The organism is Streptomyces sp. NPDC090798 (assembly GCF_044768965.1).
Taxonomy (GTDB): Bacteria; Actinomycetota; Actinomycetes; order Streptomycetales; family Streptomycetaceae; genus Streptomyces.
Genome location: NZ_JBIVXA010000016.1, coordinates 189,144 through 212,807 on the forward strand (window position 1 = coordinate 189,144; position 23,664 = coordinate 212,807).

Genomic DNA, 23,664 nt, shown 5'->3' on the forward strand with positions numbered 1-23,664 from the left:
AACGGAACGAGCACCAGGTCGTGGAGGACCGCCGCGCCCACGAACCACAGCGCCACCCCGAACCAGTCCCCCGAGAGCAGCCGCACCCCGGCGTACCCGGCGAGCGCGAACGAACAGGCCAGCAGCAGGATCTGCAGCGGACCGCCCAGGACAGGCTTCCCGAACGGCCGTCGCATCACAGGCCGTCGCATCACAGGCCGTCGCATCACAGTTCTCCGAACGTCATCCGGGCCACCCACTTGGTGTTGAGCACGCCGGGCGCCGCGGGGACGATGATCCGCGCGGGGTAGCCGTGGTCGGGGGTCAGGTCCTCGCCGTTGGCGAACAGGACCAGCAGGGAGCGCGGGTCGCGCACCTGGTTGGAGCGCAGGGCCGCGTGCCGGAACGCCCCGTGCCGCTGCAACGACTCCACCAGCACATCGGGCGCCACGCTCACCTCGTATCCGACGAGCGCCGCGAGGTCCCGCAACCGCACCCCCCGCCACCACTGGTCGGAGGTCGACCAGCCCTCCACGCAGGCGATGGGCAACGCGGCGCTGTGGAGCGGGAGTCGCAGCAGCTCCTCCCGGCTCAGCCGGACCGTGCGCCCGCGCCCCTCGACGACCAGCCGCCACGTCTCCCCGGTCGTCTCCCGCATGTCGATGCCGACCGCCTCGGCCGTCTTGTTGATCTGGAAGCCCCCGGGTCCGCTGCCCGGTTCGGGGCCGCCGTGCGGGGTGAGTACGGCCGTCTCCCGCAGCGGCTCGTCGAAGCTGCGGCCCGCCGTCGTGGCGAACAGCAGCAGTGATCCGCCGCCGACGACCCCGAGGGCGCCGCGCCGCGAGACGGTGGGCGGGGTGGGGTCCGGTGAGACCAACTCATCGCCCGGCTGTGGATGTTGATCCTCGTCCCGGAGATGACGCAGATTGCGCAGCGCCATGGGCACTCGCAGCACCGCGTGCGCCACGAACGCGGCGAAGAACACCCAGGCCCCGTAGAAGTGCAGCGGATAGAAGGAGCCGGGGAAGACGTAGTCGAGCTGGATGTTCAGCACGCCGGTGGTGAACTCGAACAGGGCGCCCCCGACCAGCAGGAGCAGCGAGATCCGCTCCAGCGCGTGCGCGAGCGACCGGGCGGGCGGCAGCGCGAACAGCTTCGGCACGACCGACCACAGCTTCGCCAGCAGTACGGGGATCAGCGTGATGCCGAGGGTGACGTGGACGCCCTGGGTGAGGCGGTACAGCCAGGACGGGTTCGTCGGCCAGGAGAAGAGGTAGAAGCCGAGCAGCCCCTTGTCCGGGGTCATGTCGTTCACCGGCGACAGGTTCGGGTTGTAGGCCGCGTAGGACACGAGACCCGTCAGGAACAGCACGGTGATGCCGCCGAGCAGGACGACGCCGAGCACCGAGGTGAACCAGGGGCCGCGCAATGGGCTGCGCCAGAACGCGGGGGAGGAGGGAGACCGTGGCATGCCCCGACCGTAGGACCGCGACACCCCCCGAACGGGTCCGCAAACCATGACGAAACTCTGACGTCCACCCCTGCGGCGGCTCCGGCGGCCGGTCCGCGGCCTAGCGTGCGGATGTGAACCGCGATCTTCCCCAGGGCCTTCCGCAGGACCATCCCCGCGATCTCCCCGGCGCTCCTGCGCACCGGCCTCGCGTTCGACGCCACGACCGGCGCCGGGATCCGCTCCTCGACCTGGCCGCCGTTCTGGCCGCCGCTCTGCTCGTCACGGCGGCCGCGCTGGTCGGCACGTCGATCCAACGCCGCCACCACACGCTCTTCGTCCGCTGGCCTCCCCTGTTCGCCCAGTGGGAGCCGCACCTCGGCCCCGGCACCCCGGCCGCGCTCGCCGTGGCCGTCGCCGTCGTCGCCTACGGGCCGCTCCTCGCCACACGTCTGCCGTGGCGGGCGCTGCTGTGGACGTCCTGGGGCACCGCCACCGCCTGGACGTTCTCCCTCGCGCTGGTCGACGGGTGGCAGCGGGGGATCGCCGGGCGGCTGACGGCCACGAACGAGTACCTCACGGTCATCGGCCGCTTCCACGACATCCCCGCCACCCTGCGGGACTTCACCCACCACATCGTGAGTCACTCCCCCGCCCCCTGGCCCGCGCACATCGCGGGCCACCCGCCGGGGGCCACCGTCACCTTCGTGCTCCTCGACCGGGTCGGGCTCGCCGGCGGCGGCTGGGCGGGTGTGTGGTGCATCGTGGCCGGGGCGGCGGCGCCGGCCGCGGTCCTGGTCGCCGTACGGGCGCTGGCCGCGGAGGAGCTCGCCCGCCGCGCCGCGCCCTTCCTTGTCCTCGCCCCGGCCGCCGTGTGGGTGGGCGCCTCCGCGGACGGGTACTTCGCCGCGGTCGCCGCCTGGGCCGTCGCCCTCCTCGCCCTCGCGGTCACCGGACCCCGGCCCCGGTCGACAGGCCTCGCCGCCGGGCTTCTCCTCGGCCTCACCGCGTACCTCTCCTACGGCCTGACGCTGTTCGCCGTGATCGCCGCCGCCGTCCTGCTGCTCGGCTCCCACCGGCTCCGCCCCCTCCCGTACGTCCTCGCCGGACTGGCCGTCGTCCCCCTCCTGTTCACGCTGCTCGGCTTCAACTGGTGGGAGGGCTACCGCCTGTTGGTCACCCGCTACTACGAAGGGGTCGGCGGCGTACGGCCGTACGGTTACTGGGTCTGGGCGAACCTCGCCTGTACGGCGCTGATCGTGGGCCCGGCGACGGTGGCGGGCCTGCGCCGAACGGTCGCGACGGCCGTACGCGAAGGCCCCCGCGCCCTCCGCCGCCCCCACGCCCTCTCCCCCGGGCCCCGCCTCGCCCTCCTCGCTCTCGCCGCCCTGCTCGCCCTCCTGGCCGCCGACCTCTCCGGCATGAGCAAGGCGGAGACGGAACGGATCTGGCTGCCGTTCGCGATGTGGTCCCTGCCGACCTGCGCGTTCCTGCCCCGCCCCCGCGCCTGGCTCACCGCCCAGGCCACTCTGGCCCTGCTCCTCAACCACCTCCTGCTGACCGGTTGGTGAGCGGACGCGCCAAGGCCGCGTCGACTCCCCTGACAGCCGAACGGCGGCGGGCCGGGGCGGTCGCGGCGCTTCGGGGGAAAGCTGCTGTTCAGCGCCGTAACGGGGCGGGAGCGGGGCGCACGGCGGGGGCGTGCGGCGGGTTGCGACGGGGGGTCGTGGATCTCACGGTGGGCCCATGGAGAAGCAGCCGACGAAAGGACCACGCATGCGTGCCCTCATATCCCGCGGCCCGGTCGGCACGGCCGCGGCCGCGGCCGCGGTGGACGTACGCCGGGAGGCCTTCGCCGAGCGGGACGCGGGGGTGAAACGGCTCGACGCCCTCGCCAGGGCCGACCACGACGCCGTGTTCCACCCACTGCTGGACGTGCTGTCCGCCGTCGCCGCACGGGGCGGCCGTCTCGACGCGGCCGAGGCCGCCGGTTACGTGCGCGCCCTGGAGACGGCGAACGCGTCCCTGGAACGGCGGCTGAAGGAGCGGGCCTCCGCCATCACCACTACCGCCACCACCGCCACTGCCGCCGCCTCCGGCGTCACCGACCGGGCCGGGATCGCGGTCGCCGATCCGGTCTCGGATCTCCTCACCCACCTCCAGTCGACGGTCGACGGACTGGTCAAGGCCCTGACGGGGGCACTGGGCACGGTGACCGGCCTGCTGTCGCCGGTGGTCGGGGTGGTCACGGGGCTCCTCGGCGGCGGACTGTCCGGGCTCCCGGCCCTGCCCACCGCGGGAAGCCCGGCGACACCCGCGCGCTGACGGGCGCCCCGGGGCCGGAGGGACGTCAGCGGGCGAGGGACTTGGCGTCGCCCATGACGATCACCGGGTGCCGGCCGGGATCCAGCGTGCGCAGCAGTTCCCGCATGTGCTCCTGGGCCAGGCTCACGCAGCCGTGCGTGGGGCCCCCGTGGTCGACGTGCAGCCAGATGCCGCCGCCCTTGCCCGCGCCGAGCGGGCGGGTCCAGTCGAGGGGTGAAGTGCCGGGCTCGTGGTTGTAGTTGATCGCGACGACGTAGTCGAAGGAGCCGGCCAGCGACTCCCCCTCGAAGCCCCTGCCTGCGATGGTGAAGCCGACCGACCGGTCGTAGGGCAGTTTGGCACCGGGGTCGGGCCGGAGTCCGCCCGCGTCGGTGAGGGTGAACACGCCGATGGGTGAGCGCAGATCACCGGCGTGATGGTCGTCCGTCCAGCCCTTGAGGGCGTTGTGGGCCGGCCAGGTCGCTCCCGGCTCCCAGCCCGCGCTCGTACGCCGGTACAGCACAACCTGTGACACCGGGGAGTCCTTGCCCCGGCCGGTGACCAGGACGACCTGCCGCGCGTTCCCGGGTATCCCGGCCAGCGTCGCGGGGCCGACACCCGGCAGCCGCGCCGGTACGACCGGCGCGGCGGACTCCGAACTGTCCGGCGCGGGCCGCCCGGGCCTGGCCTGCGTCGTACCGGGGGCGCCGACGGACCGTTCGGCGCCGGCGCCTCCGCATCCGGCGAGCGGGACGGACAGGACCAGAGCGCCGGCGGCGATCAACGCCGTACGACGGGTGAAGAGAGCCATGATCGTCAGCCTGGGGGTGACTTGTGAGGAACTGGTCAGCTCGGCTCCGCGGACCGTTTCCACTTCAGTGACTGAACCCGGCGCGAGTCTGCGGCGAGGAGGGCCTGCGGCGAGCACGGGTACGCCCGGAATGAGCCTTTTGGTAGGGCGAGAGCCCCTGCCCATATCCCCCGGGTAGGGTGGCGGAGATGGACATCGCCAAGCGACGGCCGGCGACACCGGGGGCCGCCCCTGCCTGCCGGAACCCGTACGGGACGCCGTGAACACACCGGCTCCACTGCCGCCGCCGGTCGAAGCCGGGACGCTGGGCGACGCCGACTGAACCGGCCGAAGGCCAGTCCCCCGAACAGCCCCGCACGCCCACTGCCGCGCGTCGCCCCCGTACCCCCGCCACAGGAAAGAACATGCCCCTTCCTCACCCCGCAGCCGCCACCGCCGCGACCACCCCCCTGACCGTCACCGCGCCCCAGCCCCCGGAGGGAGCCGCCGCCGACATCCGGCTCATCGTCACCGACATGGACGGCACGCTCCTGGACGACGCCAAGCGCATACCCGACGGCCTGTGGTCGCTCTTGGCCGAGCTGCGCCGAAGGGACGTGCTCTTCTGCCCGGCGAGCGGCCGTCAGTACGCGACCCTGGCCAAGGAGTTCGCCGACGCGGGGCAGGGCATGGTGTTCATCGCCGAGAACGGTACGTACGTCGTGCGGGACGGCGTGGAGCTCAGCTCCGACCCGCTGGACCCGTCCGTCGCCGCGCGGATCGTCACCACGACGCGGGAGCTGCGGGCCGAGGGCGTGGACGTCGGCGCGGTGGTCTGCGGCAAGCGGTCCGCGTATGTCGAACGGACCGACGAAGCGTTCCTGGCCGAGGCCCGGCAGTACTACACCCGGCTCCGGCCCGTCCCCGACGCGACCGCCGTCGACGACGAGATCCTCAAGGTCGCCCTCTACGACTTCGGACCGGTGGAGCGGACCACCGCCCCGGCCCTGCGCCCCTTCACCTCGACCCACCAGGTCGTCGTCTCCGGCGAACACTGGGTGGACATCATGAACGTCACCGCCGACAAGGGCGCGGCCGTACGCCGTCTCCAGGACGACCTGGGCATCACACCCGCCCAGACCATGGTGTTCGGCGACTACCTCAACGACCTCGAAATGCTCGACACCGCCGAGTGGTCCTTCGCCATGGCCAACGCCCACCCCGCCATCATCGACCGGGCCCGCCACCTCGCCCCGTCCAACAACGAGAACGGCGTCCTGCGCACGATCACCCGCCTGCTCCACCTGCCACCCATGTGACCCGCCCGATCACCCCTCCACCACCCGCCCCCAGACCAAGGCCACCCGGAAGACGTCTTTGCCGTCACGCCGAGGCCCCGTGCTCCTGCAGCCAGCGCCGGGCGCCGACCTCGCTGGGGTACTCGCGGACGGTGAGCCAGGCGACCAACCAGCCGACGGTGTACGCGGCGAACGCCGGCATGACGGGTGCCGCGAGGATCACGAGGCCCCGGCCCGCGGCTATCAGCCCGGGGGCGCGCCTGTCGTGGTCGCGCTTGGCCTGACGGGTCTGCTCGGGGGTGGGCGGGTGCAGTAGGCCTTCGCGGTGGCCCCGTCGCTGCTTCACCCACCCCCAGACCAGGGCCACGCAGGACGCGACCACCTGCGCCCAGTCGCACACGGTGCGCACGGTGGCCGGCATCTCACTGCGGAACCCTTGGTAGAGGCTGATCGAGAAGAAGCAGACCATGGCCATCACGATCAGCAGGAAGACCGTCGTACGGGCACGGCACAGCCAATAGAGCGCACCGCGCTTGTACCACGTGGTCCCGAGCTTGGGCAGGGCCGGAATATGGGCGGGGGTCCCGAGGGCGGGAACCTCAGAAGATGCTCTTGACGCCATGCCAGATGTCCTTCGCCATTCGTACGCCGTCGTCCCCGGTTTCCGTGAAGACGTGGCCCGTGCCGGTCAGCACACCACCGACTACGCCGTGGTCGTGGATGTCCTCGCTCCAGTGCTCATGGAAGGAGTGATCGAGGAGACTGGTCGCGGCCACCGCGGCCACGACCCCGACGCCGGCCAGCGCGACCGCGCCTTCGACGGGCAGCGCGGCCACAACACCCGCGCCGACGGCGACGCCGCCGAGTGCGGCACCGCCGTCGACAACGACGGAGTGCTGCCAGGACCAGCCCTTGTCATGGTCGTCCTTCGCCTCCACCAAACCGCACGCCGCAGCCGCGGCGACGTCCAGCACCGGGACCTCCTTGAGGAACTCCGGCAGCGCTTCGAGGCTTCGCCCGACGCGCAACGCCTCGGCTGCGTCGGCCAGTTTGATGTTGAGAGCCCGGTCGTAGGGCAGTTTGGTGCTGCCGTGGTCGGAGCGGGCGATGTCCTCTTCCAGCGAGTCGACCTTCGTCATCGCATCGCGGTAGGCGCTCTTGGCGGGGAGGTCCTTGGGCAGTGCGCGGCCGGCCTTCTGGAAGGCCTTGCGCTCGGCGCGGAGTTCCTTCTTGGCCGCCCGCTCCTCCTCCTTGGCACCGTCGATCAGTCTGCGGGCCTCCTTGCCGCCGGCTCGGGCGTCCTCGGCGTCGTACGCGTAAAGACCCCGCAGCATGTCGGCAAGGGTGATCTTGTCGCCCGGGGACACCGACGCGGTGACCTGTGCGTACAACCCCCGCAACTTGTCCGCCGCGACCAACCTCGCATGCTGCGCCGTACGCAGAATCTCCGTGCGCGCCTTGTCGTACTCGCCGGACGCCGAGATCGTCTTCTGTTCGTCGGCGCTCGGCGGGTCGGACGTGACGAACTGGAGCGGGGCGCCCTGGGCGCCCATGGGTACGCCCTTCTTCACTGCGATGTGCTCGGCGTTCTGCAGCGCCGTCTCGCAGGCGGACAGCGCGCCGACGAGGGTGTCGAGAATGTCGCCCGCGTCGTGGACGAGGCCCGCGAAGGCGCCCGCCGTGAGGGCGTCCTCGCTCCAGGCGGCGCGGAAGGTCTCGGCCGCGTCGCCCTTCCAACTCGCGTCGCCGACCAGCTCCTCGACCGCGCTGCTGAGCGGATGGACGACGTCCTCGAGCTTCTTCTTGGCGTTCTTGTACGTCTCGGCCATCGTGCGCAGTCCACCGATGTCGCCGCCGACCCAGCTGTCGCTCATCAGCCGTCCCCCGCCATCAGGTCCTCGAACAGACCGTGTACGTCGATGTCGTGCCGCTGGAACGAGTCGCGGGCGTACGCCACCTTGTCGCCGTGGTCGTCCAGCCGGTCGGCGAAGCCGGTGTGCAGGGCGACGATGAGGTCGGCGACCTCCTTGATGGCGTGGTCGAGGCCGCTGTCACCGCCGCTGACGACGGGCGGGGCGACCTGGTCGTGCAGGTTCCGGTAGTGGGTGGCCTCGTCGTGGAAGGTCTTGGACATCGAGGTGAGGTCGCTCAGGACCGCCTTGAAGTCGGCCGGCATCAGCGCACCTCCCGTGCGTAGGCGGCCAGGTCGGCCGGCTGCCAGTTGTGGTGTCCGGGCACGACGCGCGGGTCGACGCGGACGGTGACGCCGTGCTCGCGCACCCCCTCGGCCAGCGGCCCGATCGACGTGGCGACCCACGGCTGGGCCTCGCCGAGCGCGGCCACCAGCCGGGCCGGCGTGGTGAAGGCGAAGGCCACGGTCCCGTCCGTGGGGTGCTCGAACAGCTCGTAGGCGATGAAGGGCACGCGGGTGGGGCGGCCTGACGGGTCCAGCGCGTCGACGTAGCGCGGATGGGCGGGGACCAGCACGGGGGTGTGGTACGCGGGGACGCCGGGCTTCGGGCCCTGCCGCCCCTCCGCGTCCGGCCGTACGGGCGGCTGCGCATCGGCGTAGTCGAGCAGGCGCGAACGACGCGGCTCCGGGTTCGACGGACGAGGTTCCGGGTCCGACGGACGAGGTTCCAGGTCCGACGACTTGGCCGTGGCCGACGGCTCGGCCGGCCCGGTCTCGGCGTAGTCGGAGATGTGCGACCGTATCGGCGCCCCCACCGCCGTCACCTCTTCACTCTTCACCGTGGACGTTGTTCGACCTGGACGTTTTGGCGTGCTCACACTAACGAGCGGACCCGAGGGCAAATCCCGCTATGTCAGGCTGTCGGGCCGTGTACATGCCGAGTGCATGCCGACTGCATACCGACCGCATGCTCAACCGATACGGCCGCTTGGCCGGATCCTGGTCGCCCTTTGACGAAAAGCGGATCCCACCGTCGACCGGCCCCGTGTGACCCGGCTCTCAGCTCCGTCGTGCAGCAGATGAGGGGGCTTCCCCGTCGTGGAGGGGTGACAGGAAGGGAGGAGCGCGTGGATCTGGCAACCGAGTGGAAGCTGGGCGCCGAGCGTGGCGGTAGCGAGTCGCTGGACATGGACTTTCCCGCTTTCGTCGCCGCCCGGTCGGCCGCCCTGTTCCGTGGCGCCCTCGTCTTGACGGGAAGCCGCGAAGCCGCGGAGGACCTGCTCCAGGAAACCCTGGAACGGACCTGCCGCAAGTGGCGCACGATCGCCGCCAAGGACGCCCCCGACGCCTATGTGCGGCGGATCATGGTGAACCTGGCGAACGACCGTTGGCGAAGATTCCGCCGCACGACCCCGCACCCCGACAGCGGCGGCGACCGGGCCGCTCCGGGGGACGAGTACGGGCAGATAGACAGCAGGGACCAGCTCGTTCGCGCTCTTCAGCGGCTGCCGATGCGTATGCGCACGGTCGTGGTTCTGCGGTACTTCCACGATCTGTCGGATGCGGAGATCGCGGCCGATCTGAAGATCTCGGCGAGTACCGTACGGTCCCAGCTCGCTCGTGGGATCGAGAAGCTGAGAAGCCAGTTCCCCGCGCTCTCCGGCCCTTCACCGCAGCGGCCCACGGAAGGAATCCGATGACTTCGCACGATGCTCGGCCTTCCGGCCGCACCGGTTACACACCCTTCGAAGAGGAACTGGTGAACGCCATGAACGCATTCGCGAACTCCGCCGACGCGCCGTCCGTCGACACCGTCGGCATCGTGCGCAAGACCCGCCGCAAGCGCGCCACGGCCATCGCGGGTCTCGCCGCAGCCCTGATCGTGGCCGGCGGCGGCACCGCCCTGGCCACCGCCGTCACCAGCAATTCCACCACCGCGAAGCCCGCCGCCGCGACCACCGCGACCGGCGACGACGCCACCACCGTTCTGGTCGACGGCAGCAAAATAAAGCGCGAGTTCGCGGGCCTCGACCTGGACTTCGCCAAGCAGTTGCTGATGAAGTCCCGGCTCAAGCTCGGCACGGTCAGCAAGGTGGACTGCGGCAAGAACGGCAAGCCGGGCTCGGTCCACTCGGTCGACCCGCACAGCCCGAAGACCGTGTCCATCGGCGCCACCATCAACCTGACCCTCTGCGCCGGCTGATCCAGGACACCCCGGCCGGCAAGGACAGAGGTGTGTGCCGAAGTGTCATGAACGGTCGTGACCTCGTCAGGTGAACGCCAACACCCTGGCCCGCCGCCCTCCCCCCGCGTTCGATGGAACGCGGATACCCGTGTCGACGTACGCCGAGGGGTGAGCGAGCGATGGGCGAGGGAGAGCGGCGGCGGGTCGTCGTGGGGGTGAGCGGTTCGCCGGGGAGTCTGGCGGCGCTGCACCGGGGCGCGTTCGAGGCGCGCCGCACCGGCGCCGTGCTGCTGGCCGTGGGTGCCTGGGAACCGCCGCGCGGCGCGCTCGCCCACCCGAGTTCGATGCTCGCGCCGCCGATGACCGAGTTCCGGCAGATGGCGGACGACCGGCTGCTCACCGCGCTCGGCACGGCCTTCGGCGCCGACGGGCCCGGGGTGCCGTGCCGGGGGCTGGTCGTGTGGGACCGGCCGGGGCGCGCCCTGGTGCGGACCGCCGACCGGATCGGCGACCTCCTGGTGATCGGCGGCGGGCGGCGCGGCCGGATACACCGGGCGCTGTTCCCGTCCGTCGCGCGCTACTGCCTCGCGCACGCCGCCTGCCCGGTGCTGGCCGTACCGCGCTCACCGCTGCACCGCGAACTCGCCTCCGTACGCCGCCGGGTCAGCCTGCGCCTGCCGCTCGACGCCAGCGAACTGACGGACGGCAGGTCCTGAACCGGTGCCCCGACCCGCCGCTGCCCCGGCCCCGCCGTCCGGGCTCAGCCGACCCGGAAGCCCGCCGAGACCGTGTCGAAGACCGGACGGAAGGTGTCCCACTTGAGGTCCGGGGCCGAGAGGTAGATGTCGTACTCCCGGCCGCCCTCCTGCCCGAAGCCCAGGTCGATGGCGCGGAACTCCCGGACCCGGCCCTTGAAGGTGAACTCCCACACGGCCGCGGGCTTCTGCTGGAACGTGGTGCGCTGCATGCGCAGTTTCCGGTACGAGGGGTAGTTGAGCTTGGTGTTCGCCTCGATGTTCGTGAAGTGCGACTCGGGGTTCGCGCCCGCCGGCTCGACCATGCCGATCGTGAGGCCCGCGAGACCGGTCTCGTCGGCGTAGGTGACCTGTTCGGCGGACGCCTTGCCGCGCTTCCAGCCGTCCGGGACCGGGAAGGACACACCCAGCTTCTTCTCCGTGACCAGGTGGTAGCCCGCGGGGACGGCCGGGGGCGCGGAGGTGGAGGCGGCGGCTTTGTGGTGGGTGCCGCCGCTCTTTCCGTCCCGGGTCAGGGACCACCCGCCCGCCACCGTCGCGGCCGCCAGCACCACGGCCAGCGCGCTCCAGACGGCCGTCCGGCGCCCACGGGCCCGGGGCGGTGCGTCTTGCCGCGCCGGTGCCACCGTCGTCGCGGTCGCCGGAGACTGCGCCGGCGCTGGTATCGGTGCCGGTATCCGTACCGGGCGCGTGGGCGTCAGCTGTGTCGGTACCCCCGACACGACTTCCCTCAGGACCCGCTCGACCTCCTCCGCCGACGGCCGCTCCTGCGGTTCCTTCGCGAGCAGCGCGTCGATGAGGGGTTCCAGCGGCCCGGCCCGTTTCATGGGGTCGACCGGGTCGACGGCGATGGCGTACGCCGTCTCCACGGCCGTGGCCTTGCGGAACGGGGGCCGCCCCTCGACGGACTGGTAGAGGGTCGCCCCGAGCGCCCACAGGTCCGCGGCGGGTCCGGGCTTCTTGCCCCGCATCCGTTCGGGCGCGATGTAGTCGATCGAGCCGATGATCTCGCCGGTCTTGGTCAGCGTCGAGGTGCCGGTCGCCATGGCGATGCCGAAGTCGGTGAGGACGACACGGCCGTCGGCGCCGAGCAGGACGTTGCCCGGCTTGACGTCACGGTGCAGCACCCCGGCGGCGTGCGCGGCCCGCAGCGCGGCGACCATGCCGAGGCCGATCCGGGCGGCCTCGGTGGGCGCCACCGCGCCGCCGTCCGCGAGCAGTGCGGCGAGGGTGGTGGAGCGCACGTACTCCATGACGATGCAGGGCAGCCCCTCGTCGTCCACCACGTCGTGCACGACGACCACGTGGGGATGGGCGATACGGGCGGCGCTGCGTGCCTCGCGGCGGGTGCGTTCGTGGAGGGTGGCGAGCTCGTCGTCGGTCAGGTGCCGCTGGACATGCAGCCGCTTGAGCGCGACCTCACGGCTGAGGACCTCGTCCTCGGCACGCCACACCGTGCCCATGCCGCCACGGCCGATCTGTTCGATCAGCCGGTAGCGCCCGGCGACCAGCCGCCCCTCGTCCGCCACCGCGTGCCCCTTGCCGTTCTTTCCGGACCGCTCTCCGGACCGCTCTGTCCGGACCGGTTCGAACCATTTCGCGTTCGATTCGTGTCGACACCATAGTCGGCGCGGGTCGCGGGGGAATCTCAGCCGTCGTCGCGCTCGTGCGGGGCCGCGAGGACGAGTTGGGTCAGCGGAGTGGGGTCGCCCGTGTCCAGGGTGACCCGGTAGAGGCCGGGCGCGGGCACGGTGACGCGGGCCGCGAGGTGGTCGTCGTCGCCGTACAGCCGGGCGGGTCCGGCGAAGGCGCCGTCCACCTCCTCGACCGCGCAGTCCAGCCCCGCGGGACTGTCGACGCCCCGCACCCGGACCGTCCAGGGCGTGCCCGGGGCGACGAGGTCCGGGACCTCGATGCCGACCCGTGCCCCGGCCTGCGGAGGACCGAGGTGCTCGTCCTCCTCCAGGAACGAGGTCACCGCCTCCAACGCGGCCTCCCCCCGGGCCAGCGCGCCGTGCTGCAGCGCGAGGGGCACGGTGACGCGGTTCGACGGGGAGGCGGCGGACTCCTTGTGCACGGTGCCGTCGCCGCCCACGTCGAAGCGGCGCGGCGCACCGGTCTCGTCGCGCATCAGCTCGCCGTCGCTGTGCTCGCGGTAGCAGTGCTCGGAGGCGGTCACCACGCCCTGACGGAGGGTCAGGGACTGCAGGGTGGGCTGGCTGATGCCCACCAGCGCCCGGTGCCCGGGCAGCGCCCGCCCGCGCAGGGTGTCGTGCAGGGCCTGGGAGTCGGCGGCCAGATCCTTGTCGCCGCCCAGGTCGGCGATGTCCGTGGGGCTCAGCCGGCGGATGTTCAGGCCCTCGTCGAGACAGGGGAACGTCGGGAGCAGGTCGTGCAGGCCCGGCATGGTGTACGCGAGTCCTCTGAGCCTGGCGTGCGGCAGCGGGACCGGCGTGCCCTGCCCGGTGTTGAGGATCGCGGCGGCGGCCACTGCCCCCTGGAAGGGCGTACCGAGGGTGAGCACCCCCCGGGTGTCCGCCGCGAGGTCGGCGTCGGGGCCGTCGGTGAGAGCGGCGAGGGTGAGCAGTCCGCCCATGGAGTGCGCGACGAAGACGAGCCGCCCCTCCCGTTCGTCGACCCGGTGCTTGCGGGCGAGCGCGTGTGCGGGATGGAGCCGCCACCGCTCCAGGTGGGCGCGCGCCGCCTCGGCGAGGAACCGGGCGTTCGTGGCGACCGACAGCCGCCAGTCGTAGGCGAAGGGCAGCACGGCCTCCGGGTCGGCCACGCTCCGGGTGACCGTCGTGACCAGGTCGTTGTAGGGCTCGATGCCGCGCAGGAAGGGGCTCCAGGCCGGGGTGCGCAGCAGGCGCCGGGCCCGGACGCGGCCGAGGCGGCCCTCGCGTTCGTCGGGCGTGAGGTGCAGGGCGCGTAAGCCGCGGGGCGCCGTCCACGCCTTCAGCAGCCATCCGGCGTTCGCGAGACCCCAGACGACGTGGCCGGACTCGGTGTCGTACAACTCGCTCCCCATGATGCCGGGAACGACGACGACGGCGTCCTGCGTCGTGTTCGGGGAGAGGCCGGGGAGGCGGTAGGGCCGCTCGTCGGTACGGCGGCCTGCGGTATTGGGCTGCGACGGCTCGGTCATGGCGGGAAGAATAGAGAGCATGCGAGGGCGGGCGGGCGGGCTTGTCAGGATCGGGGAGCCGGGGGACGCCGACGGGACGGGGCGGCCGACGGCGGGCCGTGCGTCGGTGAACGCCTTGGACGAGGACTCCGACCGGCGCACCCTGTTGACCCTCGCCGTCCGTGACTACGGCGACGGGGACGCGGAGTTCACCGCCGGCATCGACGAACAGCTGTCCGTCGTGGCCGACTGGTGGTGCGCGCCGGGAGCACCGGAGCCCTTCACGCACGTCCCCGCGCCGGAGCTGCGCGAGCGCTACGACGTGGAGCGCTTCCTGCACGAGAGCAAGGTGCGCGAGATGCGCGGCCGCGCCCTGGTCGTCTTCATCACGGGCCACGGCCAACTGGGCGCCTCCCGCACCCACTTCCTCCAGCTGCCGAGGTCCGAACCCCGGCGCCAGCTGGCCACGGCCATCCGCACCAGCGAGATCGTCGCCGCCGCCCTCGACTCCCGCGCCGAACACGTCCTGGTCGTCATCAACACCTGCTACGCGGCCGGGATCGCCGAGGAGCTGGAGAAGCTGCACCAGGAGATCCTGCCGAGCCGGCGCACCGGCGGCAGCCTGGACGTCGTCGCCACCTGCGCCCACGACCAGCTGGTCCAGGTACGGCAGTTCCCCTCGGTGATGCGCCGCGTGCTGGAGCGGCTGCGCACCACCGCCCAGATCACCACACCCTGGCTGAGCGTCGCCCACTTGATGACGGAGTTCGAGACCGAACTCGGCACCGGCACCGAGCGGCGCAAGCACCGGCTCAAGCGAGTCCTGGACGGCGGCGGCCAGACCGCCCTGACGCCCTGTCTGCCGAACCCCGGCTACCGGCCCGTACGGGAACTGGTGGGGCCCGCGCGCCGCCAGGTCGCCACCCCCGCCGACGAGGTCGACCACTGGCTCGACCGCGCCAGCGGCCGCCCCCAGGAGACCGACCCCGGCTGGTACTTCAGCGGTCGCGAGGGACTGGGCCGTGCCATCACCGCGTTCCTCGGCCGTTCCCGCGGTGTCCTGCTGCTGACCGGAACCGCCGGGAGCGGCAAGTCGGCCGTGCTGGCGCGGGCCGTGACGCTCAGCGACCCGCTGTTCCGCGACGACCCGCGTTACGGCCGCGCGCTGCGCTCGGCCGCGCCCGAGACGGTCCCGCCCGAGGGCTCCGTCACCGCCGCCGTACTGGCCCGCCACCGCACCGCCTCCGACGTGCTCGGCGACCTGCTGCGCGCCCTGGAACTGCGACCGCGCCCGGCCGGGCCGACCGACGACCCGGTGGAACTGCGCCGCGCCCAGCTGATGGCCCACCTGGACGAGCCGGGCGACCCGGTCACGCTCGTCCTCGACGGCCTGGACGAGTCCGTCGAACCCCTCCGCGTGGTCAGGGACGTACTCGCCCCGCTCACCGCCCACTGCGGCGCCGCCCCCGCCCTGCCCGGCCAGCGCCGTCCGGAGCGGCAGCGGTCCCTGCGGCTGCTGATCGGCGTACGCAGCAGCCGTCCGCGTACCGACCGCACCGCCCCTCCCGGGCCCGCGGGGCGGGAGGCGGGGCTGCTCGGCGCGCTCCGGGAGGTGTTCCCCACGGCGTCCGTGCTGCGCACCGACGAGACGGACAGCGAGAGCGACATCGCCGACTACGTCCAGGCGCTGGTCGGCGAGGAGACGTCCGGCGGCGACAGCACCCGGCAGGCGGCCGAGACCGTCGCCAAGCGGGTCTGGCCCTCGTTCCTGGACGCCCGGCTGGCCGGCGAGCAGCTGCACCACGCGTCCGACCCGGGCGCGCTGGCGGACAACCCCGACTGGCTCGAGCTGCTGCAGGCGGGCACCATCGGTCTGCTCCGGCGCGATCTGGCCCTCGTCGAGGACGAGGGGCTGCCCGCGGAGGTCGCCCTCGCGCTGCTGCGGGCCGCCGCGTTCGCGCTGGGCGCGGGCATCCCCTGGTCGAACGTGTGGCCCGCCGTCGCCGGGGCACTGCTCGGCCGGCCGGTCGAGGAGCCGGACCGGATGATCGAGAACCTGCTGAAGAGCAGGCTCGCCGGATATCTGGCCCACGACGACGAGGACGACCGGCTGGTGTACCGGCCGGCCCACGAAGCCCTGGCCGAGCTCCTGCGGGATCCCCGCCAGAACCTGCTGGCCGGCGTCGGGGGCGACGCCGTATGAGCGACGCGGACAGCCCCTCCCGCGTGCCCCGTCCCGGCCGCTCCGACACGGGCGACGCGAAGACGTGGGCCGACACGAAGGACGCGCACCGGCTCATCGCCGAGGCGCTGTCCCGGCTCGTCGCCGCGGACCCGACGATCCCGCCCCACCCGTACCTCAGCCGCCACCTGGCCCACCACGCGGCGCGGGGCAACGTCCTCGACGACGCCCATGTGCCGCTCGCCGTACTGCCCTGGGAGTCCAGCGCGAACGTGCGCACACTGCTGCGGCAGAGCGGCGCGGTGAGCGCCGCGCGGCGGCAGGAGTGGCTGGAGGCGTGGGCCCGCATCGAGCCCTTCATCGGCGGCGCCGGTCCGGACTCCCGGCTGACGAGCCTGCACCTGGCCCATCACGCGGCGACCCGCCCCCGCACCCCGATCGACACGTCCGCCGCTCGGCTGTCCGGTTCGCGCGTCACCCCGCTGTGGAGCGACTGGACGGCGCAGGACAACGTACTGGCCGTCTCCGAGACCCGCCTCGAATCGCTGACCCGCACCACGACCGCCGACGGCCGCTCCCTGCTGGTCACCGGCGACAGCCACGGCACGATCCGCACCTGGGAGCCGCACGGCGTACCGGCGATGGCGCCGCTGCACACGTACGGCGGCGCGGTCCTGCATCTGCTGCCGCTCCCGGGCGGCCTGCTGCTCTCCGCGGGCACCGACGGTTCGGTGCGCGTCTGGCACCTCACCCGGGGCCAGCTGCTCGCCGAACCCGTCCACCGCCCCGGCACCTGGGTCAGCGCCCTCACGCTCTTCGCGGCGAAGGACGCCGAGGAGGTCGTTCTCGTCGCCCACAGCGACGGCCGTCTCGGCGCGCTGGATCCCGTCACCTTCCGGCCCGTCGACACCCCGCTGCCCTTCCTCGATCCCGCTCCGGCCCTGCTGGGCGGGGTCGGCCTGGGCGGGGCGGAGGGGATGGCGCTGGCCGTGGCCCAGGGCCGGCGGGTGCGCGTCTGGGATCCGCGGCGGCCCGACGGGTACACGCACGAGCACGAGCACGAGGGGGCGGTGCGGGCCCTGGTGGACCTCGCGGCGCCGGGACGGTACGCGCTGTGCGACGACTCTGGGTACATCGGTTTCCGGGACGCCTCGACGGGCCGCGAGACAGCCGTCGCCCCGGCTGCGCCCGCGGGTCCCGCCATCGCCCTGACCGCCCTGACCGTGGGGGGACGGGCGGCGGTGGCGTCCGGGGGCAGCGACCACACCCTGCGGGTCTGGGACGCGGAGACGGGCGCGGCGATCGGCGGCGCCCTGGAGGGGCACACCGCTCCTCCGGTGGCTCTGACCACGCTGCCGGGCGCCCCGCAGCTCCTCGTCTCGGCCGGCGCGGACCACACCCTGCGGCGCTGGAAGCCGGGCGGCCCGCGCGTCGGCGCCGGGCGCGCGGTCCGGCGGCCCGTCACCGCGGCGACGCTGTCCGGTCCGGGGTCCACCGCCGGGGCGCCGCTCATCGCCGTGGCCGACGAGTCCGGTACGGCGCTGTGGGACACCGGCACCGGCCGCTCGGTCGCCCTCCCGGCGGGCCACGCCACGGTGACCGCCTTCGCCTCGGCGCTCGTCCGGGGCGAGCCCCTGCTGGTGACCGCGCACAGCGACGCCGGAATCCAGCTGTGGTCCCTGGACCGGGGCGCCCACGCCGCTCCCGCACGGCTGGCCGGACTCCTCGGCCACAGCCTGCCGGTACGGTCGATGGCCGCCTTCCCGCATGACGGACGGACCCTGCTGGTCACCGGGGGCGCCGACGGCACCGTACGCCTCTGGGACCTCGACCGGGCGTGTGTGCTGGCCTGCCGGGAGGACCATCTGCTCAGCGTCCGGGACGTCGCCGTGCTCGACACGGCACGGGGTCCGCGGATCGTCTCGGCGGGCACCGACGGGACCGTACGGCTGTGGGATCCGGCCACGCTGCTGCCCTCGGGGCCGCCGCTCCACTGCGAGCAGCGCGTCGTCAACGCCGTCGCCGCCGTGCCCGTCGACGAGCCGGACCGTGCCGTCCTCGTCGCGTCCGGCGGGGAGGACGGCACGATCCGGCTCTGGGATCCCGGCACCGGGCTGCCGGTCGGGCGGCGGCTGGACATCGGCGACGGGCCGGTGGCCGCGCTGGCGTTCTTCCGGACCGCGACCGGCCGCCCCTGCCTCGCGGCGACGGGCCCCGGCGGAACCATCCATCTGTGGGACATCGACACCGGCTCGCACCTGCTGCGGATCGTGACGGGCAGTCCGCTCGGCACCCTCGACGCCCGGCAGCCGGGCGGCCCGCACCCCGAGCACCCCGTCCTCCTCGCGGCCGGAGTCGCGGGCGTATGCGTGTTCGACATCCGAGTGGAGGGTCGCTGATCCGGCGCTCATCGGGCCGCCGAATGTGCGCGTGCGCCTCCCGTATGCCCCAGCGCCCCCCTCTCGCGCGCCCGCCACGGCGTGGAAGCGGGCATCCTCGGGCGCGCGCTACGGGAGAATGATCGCCCGCATGTTCCGGCGGAACATGCGGGCGAGGGGAACGTACGAGCACGGGAACGTACGGGCACGGGAACCTGCGGGACACAGGGATCACGCGCCTCGTGCGGACCGCGCGGCACCTCCGCACGGCACGCGGGCCGCGCGGGCCACTCGAGCCCGGGCCCCTCGGGCCGCCGGGCGGCGCCCCGGCAGTGCGGCAGCGGCCGCAGACCATCGGCTCAGCAGCGAGGACCAGGATGAACAACAGCCCTTCGGCGGTGACCACAGCCCACTTACCGTCCCTCGTCCCCGCTCCGGAACGCGGAGTGTGGCGGCTGGGCAAGCGGGACCACCCCAAGGAGTACAACCGGCTCGAACCCGAGACCAGCCAGGGCTCCAGCGCGGGCCGCTTCAGCCTCGCCACCTACGGAATGCTGTACTGCGCCAGCGATCCGGCCGGCTGTTACGCCGAGGCGCTCGCGCCCTTCCGCGTCCATCCCAGGCTGCGCGGGCTCATCGGCGACGAATGGGACGAGCGGCCCAGCCACATGAGGCTCGGCCACCTGGCCTCGGGCTGGCGCGAGGACCACATCCTGGTCCGGCTCGAACCCGCCAAGGACGCCCAGTTCCTCGACGTCGACGCCGAGGCCACCCGGGCCGTCCTCGCGCGTGAACTCCGGGGCGAGCTGGCGGCGTGGGACATCGAGCCCCCGCTCACCGACCCGCACATCCACGGGCGCGACCGCAGGCTCGCCCGGCAGATCGCGGCCTGGACGGTCGCCCAGCGCAACGACGCCGGCCACCGGCTGGCCCAGGGCATCGCCTACCGCTCCGGATACGGCGGGCGCACCTGCTGGGCCATCTTCCACGACGTCGATCTCGTCGAGGCCGAGCGGCGCCCCATCCAGCCGGAGTCCCCCGAACTGCGCGCGGTCGCGGCGGAGTACGGCCTGCGCGTCTTCTGAAACGGGGCTGCGGTTCTTCCGAAACGGGGCGTTCGGCCGCACCCGCGTCGCCCGATCGAGCGGTGCTCCGTCCCGCACCCATCGGCGGCACCGGAGAAAACCCCTGGTCACACCCCTCAGGTCACTTTCGAGGTGGGATTTCGCAGGGGATTGAAGGGGGGAAAACGGTGGAGTGAGAGACCCTCGGACGGGTAGACTTCCCTCAACACAACTGAGGAGACGCCATGTTGACACCCTGTCTGTCACCCCTCGCGCCATCCCGCGTCTTACCCGTTTCATGACCGCCAGGAAGCGAGGAATCATGCAGCCACTGCGAGAGCCCGCGACCAAGACGGTCACCGCGAGCGTCACCGACGCGGTCACCGAGACCACCGCGCACGCCAACACGGTCCAGAAGTCGATCGCGGACATAGCGCGCTTCCTCCAGGACAACTTCGGGCAGAAACTCACCGCGTTCATCGCCGGTATCGAGGACCCGAAGCAGGTCGGCAAGTGGTCCAGCGCCCAGAACAGCCCGAGAATCGACTCCGAGCTGCGCCTGCGGGCGGCCTATCAGGTGTTCCAGATCATCGAGCTCCAGGAGAACTGCCACACGGCACGCGCCTGGATGATCGGCATGAATCCGCAGCTGGAGGACGACTCACCGCTGCAGGCCATCGCCGAGGACCGGCACAAGGACGTCATGGCGGCGGCCCGCTCGTACGTCAAGGGCGATCTCTGACGCGCCCCACGGGCTTGCTTGCATATGCAAGGATCTCGCGCCTATCTTGGCGCGCATGCAGTCCTACACCATCGGTCAGGCGGCCCGGCTGCTCGGCGTGAGCCCGGACACCGCACGGCGGTGGGCGGACGCCGGGCGGGTGGCGACGCACCGGGACGAGGGTGGGCGGCGGCTGATCGACGGGCGGGACCTGGCCGCGTTCTCCGTCGAGCTCGCCAAGGGCGGCAGCGGTGAGGAGGACGCCTCCTACACCTCTGTGCGCAACGCGTTCCCGGGCATCGTCACCGCCGTCAAGCTCGGCGACGTGGCGGCCCAGGTGGAGATCCAGGCCGGACCGCACCGGCTGGTCTCCCTGCTGACCCGGGAGGCCGTCGAGGAACTCGGCCTCGAGGTCGGCATGGAGGCCACCGCCCGCGTGAAGTCGACGAACGTGCACATCGACCGCGTCTAGTACCGCGGCAGGCAACGTTTGTCCGCCGGGCGTCGCGACAGGGCGAACGTGGCCTGTTGCGGCACTAGGTCCTGCCTTCGCATCAGGCCCGTCGGGCGGCGGCCTCGACGGCCGTCGGTCTACCCGCTCATCGGGTGACGGAGTACGAGTGCGCCCCCGTCCCCGCCAGCGCACCCCCGTCGACGATCAGGTACTCGTCCCGGATCGCGGTCCCGTCGAGCCACGACTCCAGGATCTCCCGGGTGCCCGCCGCGTAACGGGCCTGCGCGGACAGCGACGAACCCGAGATGTGCGGCGTCATTCCGTGGTGCGGCATGGTGCGCCAGGGGTGGTCGGCCGGCGCGGGCTGCGGATACCAGACATCACCCGCGTACCCCGCCAACTGCCCGCCGCGCAGCGCCCGGTCGACCGCGTCCCGGTCCACGATCCGGGCCCGCGCCGTGTTGATGAGATAGGCGCCGCGCTTCATCGTGGCGAGCAGCTCGTCGCCGAACAGGCCCTCCGTCTCCGGGTGCAGCGGCGCGTTGATGGTGACGACGTCGCAGTGCGGCGCCATCTCGGCGGCCGTGGCGTGGAAGGTCAGTCCGAGCTCCCGCTCCACCTCCGTCGGCAGCCGGTGCCGGTCCGTGTAGTGCAGCTTCACGTCGAAGGGCGCGAGGCGGCGCAGCACCGCGAGCCCGATGCGCCCGGCGGCGACCGTACCGACGTGCATGCCCTCCAGGTCGTACGAGCGGGCCACGCAGTCCGCGATGTTCCAGCCGCCGTCCAGGACGACCTGGTGGGAGGGGAGGTAGTTGCGGACGAGGGAGAGCGTCATCATCACCACGTGTTCGGCGACGCTGATGCTGTTGCAGTACGTCACCTCGGCGACCGTGACACCGTGCGCGATGGCCGCGTCGAGGTCGACGTGGTCGGAGCCGATGCCCGCCGTGATCGCCAGCTTCAGGTTCTTCGCGGCGGCGATCCGCTCGGGGGTCAGATAGGCGGGCCAGAACGGCTGCGAGATGACGACGTCCGCGTCCGGCAGCTCCCGGTCGAAGACGGAACGGTCACCGTCCTTGTCGGAGGTGACCACCAGGGTGTGCCCGCGCTCCTCCAGGAAGCGGCGCAGCCCGAGTTCGCCGCTCACGCTGCCGAGGAGGTGGCCGGGGGTGAAGTCGGTCGCCTTCGGGGTGGGCGTGGTCTGGCCGCCGGGATAGTAGTCGATGACGGGGAGGTCGTCCCGGGCGTACGTCGTGGGGTATCCGTCGGTCGGGTCGTCGTACAGCACGCAGAGCACCTTGGCCATGACGCGGCTCTCCTCAACTCCGTTGATCGTGGGCGCCGTTGAACGGACGGTGCTGTCACGATCCTCGGAGCCGATCGCGCTGGTCAAAGCGAACGTCGCTATGTCCGGATAGACGGCGGCTATCAACGCGCCCTCAGCCGCGCCCGCCCAGATAGGTGTGGAGCAGGGCGTCCAGCGCGTCCCGCACCCGCGCCTCCCGCGCCACCGTCAACAGCGCCTCCGCGAGGACGGACGGGGGATCGTCCCGCGCCACGACCAGCCCCACCCTCGGCCCGTGCGCGGGCCCCTCCAACGGCACCACCCGCATCCCCTCCGGCACCCCGAACATGTGCAGCCAGGCATGGGAGATCACACTGGACCAGTGGCCGCTGGGCAGATGCGCGTACAGCCCGGCGACACTGTCCGACTCGATCGCCGGGGTCGCCTCCGCGCCGTCCGCCGCGAAGCACTCGTCGATGATCCGCCGGTTGCGCATCCGGGGACTCAGCAGACACAGGGGCAGGGCCGCCGCGTGCGCCCAGCGGGCGGTCGTCGCCGCGCCGAGCGGGCCGGTCACCGGGGTGAGGAGCACATACCGCTCCTCGTACAGCGGGAAGCGGCGTACCTGACGCAGCTCCTCGTCGTCGAGATACGTCATCGCCGCGTCGAGCTCGAACTCGGCGAGCCCCTGGGTGATCTCGGCCGACGACAGGGACTCCAGGCCGACGCGGGCCCCCGGGTGGCGTTCACAGAACGGGGTGGTGAGGAGGGAGGCGGCGGGCAGCGCGGTGGGGACGATACCCAGGCGCAGGGTGCCGGTGAGGCCGCCGCGCAGCGCCGACAACTCCTGATGCAGGGCGTCGCGTTCGGCGAGGATGCGGTGCGCCCAGGCGAGTACCACCTCCCCCTCCGGGGTCAGCCCCTCGTACCGTCTGCCCCGGCGCACGATCGGCACGTCCAGCTCGTGTTCGAGACGGCGGATCGCGGCGGACAGCGAGGGCTGCGAGACGAAGCAGGCGGCAGCCGCCCGGGCGAAGTGCCGCTCCCTGGCCAGCGCGACCAGGTACTCCAGCTGACGCAGCAGCATCCGCGACCTCCCCGGCGGGTCAGGCTCGCAGACGCCCCCGCGTCACGTCCATGCTCTCGGCGGCTACGTCCATGACGCGTAACGCCCGTCCACCCGGATGGCGTTGATGCCGCTGATGTGCCGGGCACCGCAGCGGTCCTGGGGCAGCACGAGCTGGGGGCCCGCCCGGTCCAGCGGGGTGTCGTCGATGCCGACCGCGAGGAGGACCGGGGCGTGCGCGAAGTCCGGGTCGATCTCGGCCCAGGTGAGGAGCGCGTGATGGCCGTCCGCCCCGGCCACCGCGATGAGGAAGCGCAGCCGGTCCTTGCGGCGGGCCGGGTCGAAGCCCGGTCCGGCGTCGTGCAGGACGTCGTGCAGCAGGGGCCCCTCGAAGCGGTGGTGCTGTACGCCGCTGGTGGCGCACTCGAAGCTGACCCGGGCCCGGTGCTGGGGCCAGGCGAGCAGGTCGGGCACGGTCAGCCGGACCGGGCGGGCGAGGTCTCCGGTCAGGGCGACCGACGCGAGCGAGTGAGCGGGCGACTGCGTCAGGGACTGGCCCACTGGGCACCACCTCCCGAAGGTCCGTACCCAGGAGGCGGTCCCGTACAAACGCACATGCGCGGACCCAGGCGCGATCGTGCGGCTCATGCGATGCGACAGGAGACTTCCGGCTCGCATCTGCGGAAGTATGATCGGCGTAAGCATGCCTGAGGCTTC

The 23,664-nt window shown here is 72.6% G+C and carries 22 protein-coding genes; 11 read left to right on the plus strand and 11 right to left on the minus strand.

What is annotated here, in order from left to right; genetic code table 11:
- Positions 1-205: 205 nt before the first annotated feature.
- Positions 206-1,450 (minus strand): molybdopterin-dependent oxidoreductase, encoded by a 1,245-nt coding sequence (locus ACIQTP_RS31205; RefSeq protein ID WP_403406019.1) that lies wholly within the window; start codon positions 1,448-1,450, stop codon positions 206-208.
- A 113-nt stretch (positions 1,451-1,563) separates the two neighbouring features.
- On the opposite strand from ACIQTP_RS31205, the gene ACIQTP_RS31210 reads away from it, so the two are divergent.
- Both ACIQTP_RS31210 and ACIQTP_RS31215 read left to right on the plus strand, forming a co-directional pair.
- Positions 1,564-3,000, plus strand: coding sequence for a hypothetical protein (locus tag ACIQTP_RS31210; RefSeq protein ID WP_403406022.1), 1,437 nt, complete (start codon positions 1,564-1,566; stop codon positions 2,998-3,000).
- A gap of 205 nt (positions 3,001-3,205) precedes the next feature.
- Positions 3,206-3,754: a hypothetical protein gene (locus ACIQTP_RS31215; RefSeq protein ID WP_403406025.1), complete on the plus strand. Its 549-nt coding sequence runs from the start codon at positions 3,206-3,208 to the stop codon at positions 3,752-3,754.
- 25 nt (positions 3,755-3,779) lie between these two features.
- Here the strand turns inward: ACIQTP_RS31215 and ACIQTP_RS31220 are convergent, their stop codons facing one another.
- A complete protein-coding gene (locus tag ACIQTP_RS31220; protein ID WP_403406028.1) occupies positions 3,780-4,544 on the minus strand; it encodes a L,D-transpeptidase family protein in 765 nt (254 codons plus the stop codon).
- Positions 4,545-4,948: 404 nt separating this feature from the next.
- On the opposite strand from ACIQTP_RS31220, the gene ACIQTP_RS31225 reads away from it, so the two are divergent.
- On the plus strand, positions 4,949-5,842 hold the full coding sequence (locus ACIQTP_RS31225; RefSeq protein ID WP_403406031.1) for a Cof-type HAD-IIB family hydrolase: 894 nt from the start codon (positions 4,949-4,951) through the stop codon (positions 5,840-5,842).
- 64 nt (positions 5,843-5,906) lie between these two features.
- Here the strand turns inward: ACIQTP_RS31225 and ACIQTP_RS31230 are convergent, their stop codons facing one another.
- From ACIQTP_RS31230 to ACIQTP_RS31245, 4 genes are read right to left on the minus strand one after another with little or no spacing between them, the layout of a single operon-like run.
- Positions 5,907-6,443 carry a hypothetical protein gene (locus tag ACIQTP_RS31230; protein ID WP_403406033.1) on the minus strand — a complete coding sequence of 179 codons (537 nt, stop codon included), beginning with the start codon at positions 6,441-6,443 and terminating at the stop codon, positions 5,907-5,909.
- Positions 6,421-7,695: a WXG100 family type VII secretion target gene (locus ACIQTP_RS31235; protein WP_403406036.1), complete on the minus strand. Its 1,275-nt coding sequence runs from the start codon at positions 7,693-7,695 to the stop codon at positions 6,421-6,423. Before ACIQTP_RS31235 ends, ACIQTP_RS31230 begins: the two co-directional genes overlap by 23 nt.
- A complete protein-coding gene (locus ACIQTP_RS31240; protein WP_403406038.1) occupies positions 7,695-7,997 on the minus strand; it encodes a DUF6317 family protein in 303 nt (100 codons plus the stop codon). Before ACIQTP_RS31240 ends, ACIQTP_RS31235 begins: the two co-directional genes overlap by 1 nt.
- Entirely contained in the window at positions 7,997-8,572 is a 576-nt protein-coding gene (locus ACIQTP_RS31245) for an SAV_915 family protein (RefSeq protein ID WP_403406041.1), read from the minus strand. Before ACIQTP_RS31245 ends, ACIQTP_RS31240 begins: the two co-directional genes overlap by 1 nt.
- A 288-nt stretch (positions 8,573-8,860) precedes the next feature.
- Between ACIQTP_RS31245 and ACIQTP_RS31250 the strand changes: the two genes are divergently transcribed.
- From ACIQTP_RS31250 to ACIQTP_RS31260, 3 genes are all read left to right on the plus strand, one after another.
- Positions 8,861-9,433 (plus strand): SigE family RNA polymerase sigma factor, encoded by a 573-nt coding sequence (locus ACIQTP_RS31250; RefSeq protein WP_403406044.1) that lies wholly within the window; start codon positions 8,861-8,863, stop codon positions 9,431-9,433.
- Positions 9,430-9,936 carry a hypothetical protein gene (locus ACIQTP_RS31255; RefSeq protein ID WP_403406047.1) on the plus strand — a complete coding sequence of 169 codons (507 nt, stop codon included), beginning with the start codon at positions 9,430-9,432 and terminating at the stop codon, positions 9,934-9,936. The genes ACIQTP_RS31250 and ACIQTP_RS31255 overlap by 4 nt, the downstream gene beginning before the upstream one ends.
- Before the next feature lie 161 nt (positions 9,937-10,097).
- On the plus strand, positions 10,098-10,634 hold the full coding sequence (locus tag ACIQTP_RS31260) for a universal stress protein (protein WP_403406050.1): 537 nt from the start codon (positions 10,098-10,100) through the stop codon (positions 10,632-10,634).
- Between the two features lie 44 nt (positions 10,635-10,678).
- On the opposite strand, the gene ACIQTP_RS31265 is transcribed toward ACIQTP_RS31260, so the two are convergent.
- Together ACIQTP_RS31265 and ACIQTP_RS31270 are read right to left on the minus strand one after the other, a co-directional pair.
- Complete coding sequence (locus ACIQTP_RS31265; RefSeq protein WP_403406053.1) at positions 10,679-12,202, minus strand: protein kinase; 1,524 nt, start codon at positions 12,200-12,202, stop codon at positions 10,679-10,681.
- Between the two features lie 119 nt (positions 12,203-12,321).
- On the minus strand, positions 12,322-13,701 hold the full coding sequence (locus ACIQTP_RS31270; protein WP_403406142.1) for a hypothetical protein: 1,380 nt from the start codon (positions 13,699-13,701) through the stop codon (positions 12,322-12,324).
- A 136-nt stretch (positions 13,702-13,837) separates the two neighbouring features.
- On the opposite strand from ACIQTP_RS31270, the gene ACIQTP_RS31275 reads away from it, so the two are divergent.
- The 5 genes from ACIQTP_RS31275 to ACIQTP_RS31295 all read left to right on the plus strand — a co-directional run bounded on the left by ACIQTP_RS31275 (position 13,838) and on the right by ACIQTP_RS31295 (position 20,614).
- On the plus strand, positions 13,838-16,000 hold the full coding sequence (locus tag ACIQTP_RS31275; protein ID WP_403406056.1) for an AAA family ATPase: 2,163 nt from the start codon (positions 13,838-13,840) through the stop codon (positions 15,998-16,000).
- A complete protein-coding gene (locus ACIQTP_RS31280) occupies positions 15,997-18,378 on the plus strand; it encodes a WD40 repeat domain-containing protein (protein ID WP_403406059.1) in 2,382 nt (793 codons plus the stop codon). The genes ACIQTP_RS31275 and ACIQTP_RS31280 overlap by 4 nt, the downstream gene beginning before the upstream one ends.
- A 356-nt stretch (positions 18,379-18,734) precedes the next feature.
- Positions 18,735-19,442 (plus strand): RES domain-containing protein, encoded by a 708-nt coding sequence (locus ACIQTP_RS31285; protein ID WP_402039067.1) that lies wholly within the window; start codon positions 18,735-18,737, stop codon positions 19,440-19,442.
- A gap of 301 nt (positions 19,443-19,743) precedes the next feature.
- A complete protein-coding gene (locus ACIQTP_RS31290; RefSeq protein WP_403406063.1) occupies positions 19,744-20,163 on the plus strand; it encodes an XRE family transcriptional regulator in 420 nt (139 codons plus the stop codon).
- Between the two features lie 55 nt (positions 20,164-20,218).
- A complete protein-coding gene (locus tag ACIQTP_RS31295; protein WP_101399329.1) occupies positions 20,219-20,614 on the plus strand; it encodes a helix-turn-helix transcriptional regulator in 396 nt (131 codons plus the stop codon).
- A gap of 127 nt (positions 20,615-20,741) precedes the next feature.
- Here the strand turns inward: ACIQTP_RS31295 and ACIQTP_RS31300 are convergent, their stop codons facing one another.
- From ACIQTP_RS31300 to ACIQTP_RS31310, 3 genes are all read right to left on the minus strand, one after another.
- Positions 20,742-21,902: an NAD-dependent formate dehydrogenase gene (locus tag ACIQTP_RS31300; protein WP_403406066.1), complete on the minus strand. Its 1,161-nt coding sequence runs from the start codon at positions 21,900-21,902 to the stop codon at positions 20,742-20,744.
- Positions 21,903-22,035: 133 nt separating this feature from the next.
- Entirely contained in the window at positions 22,036-22,968 is a 933-nt protein-coding gene (locus tag ACIQTP_RS31305; RefSeq protein WP_403406069.1) for a LysR substrate-binding domain-containing protein, read from the minus strand.
- 63 nt (positions 22,969-23,031) lie between these two features.
- Positions 23,032-23,508, minus strand: a complete 477-nt coding sequence (locus ACIQTP_RS31310; RefSeq protein WP_402039063.1) for a molybdopterin-dependent oxidoreductase — start codon at positions 23,506-23,508, stop codon at positions 23,032-23,034.
- Positions 23,509-23,664: the final 156 nt, after the last annotated feature.

Excerpts from the sequence above, each read along its gene's own strand:
- ACIQTP_RS31205 (WP_403406019.1), bottom strand. The coding sequence starts at position 1,450 with ATGCCACGGTCTCCCTCCTCCCCCGCGTTCTGGCGCAGCCCATTGCGC.
- ACIQTP_RS31215 (WP_403406025.1), top strand. The coding sequence starts at position 3,206 with ATGCGTGCCCTCATATCCCGCGGCCCGGTCGGCACGGCCGCGGCCGCG.
- ACIQTP_RS31220 (WP_403406028.1), bottom strand. The coding sequence starts at position 4,544 with ATGGCTCTCTTCACCCGTCGTACGGCGTTGATCGCCGCCGGCGCTCTG.
- ACIQTP_RS31225 (WP_403406031.1), top strand. The coding sequence starts at position 4,949 with ATGCCCCTTCCTCACCCCGCAGCCGCCACCGCCGCGACCACCCCCCTG.
- ACIQTP_RS31230 (WP_403406033.1), bottom strand. The coding sequence starts at position 6,443 with ATGGCGTCAAGAGCATCTTCTGAGGTTCCCGCCCTCGGGACCCCCGCC.
- ACIQTP_RS31235 (WP_403406036.1), bottom strand. The coding sequence starts at position 7,695 with ATGAGCGACAGCTGGGTCGGCGGCGACATCGGTGGACTGCGCACGATG.
- ACIQTP_RS31240 (WP_403406038.1), bottom strand. The coding sequence starts at position 7,997 with ATGCCGGCCGACTTCAAGGCGGTCCTGAGCGACCTCACCTCGATGTCC.
- ACIQTP_RS31255 (WP_403406047.1), top strand. The coding sequence starts at position 9,430 with ATGACTTCGCACGATGCTCGGCCTTCCGGCCGCACCGGTTACACACCC.
- ACIQTP_RS31260 (WP_403406050.1), top strand. The coding sequence starts at position 10,098 with ATGGGCGAGGGAGAGCGGCGGCGGGTCGTCGTGGGGGTGAGCGGTTCG.
- ACIQTP_RS31270 (WP_403406142.1), bottom strand. The coding sequence starts at position 13,701 with ATGGGGAGCGAGTTGTACGACACCGAGTCCGGCCACGTCGTCTGGGGT.
- ACIQTP_RS31275 (WP_403406056.1), top strand. The coding sequence starts at position 13,838 with ATGCGAGGGCGGGCGGGCGGGCTTGTCAGGATCGGGGAGCCGGGGGAC.
- ACIQTP_RS31280 (WP_403406059.1), top strand. The coding sequence starts at position 15,997 with ATGAGCGACGCGGACAGCCCCTCCCGCGTGCCCCGTCCCGGCCGCTCC.
- ACIQTP_RS31285 (WP_402039067.1), top strand. The coding sequence starts at position 18,735 with ATGAACAACAGCCCTTCGGCGGTGACCACAGCCCACTTACCGTCCCTC.
- ACIQTP_RS31290 (WP_403406063.1), top strand. The coding sequence starts at position 19,744 with ATGCAGCCACTGCGAGAGCCCGCGACCAAGACGGTCACCGCGAGCGTC.
- ACIQTP_RS31295 (WP_101399329.1), top strand. The coding sequence starts at position 20,219 with ATGCAGTCCTACACCATCGGTCAGGCGGCCCGGCTGCTCGGCGTGAGC.
- ACIQTP_RS31300 (WP_403406066.1), bottom strand. The coding sequence starts at position 21,902 with ATGGCCAAGGTGCTCTGCGTGCTGTACGACGACCCGACCGACGGATAC.
- ACIQTP_RS31305 (WP_403406069.1), bottom strand. The coding sequence starts at position 22,968 with ATGCTGCTGCGTCAGCTGGAGTACCTGGTCGCGCTGGCCAGGGAGCGG.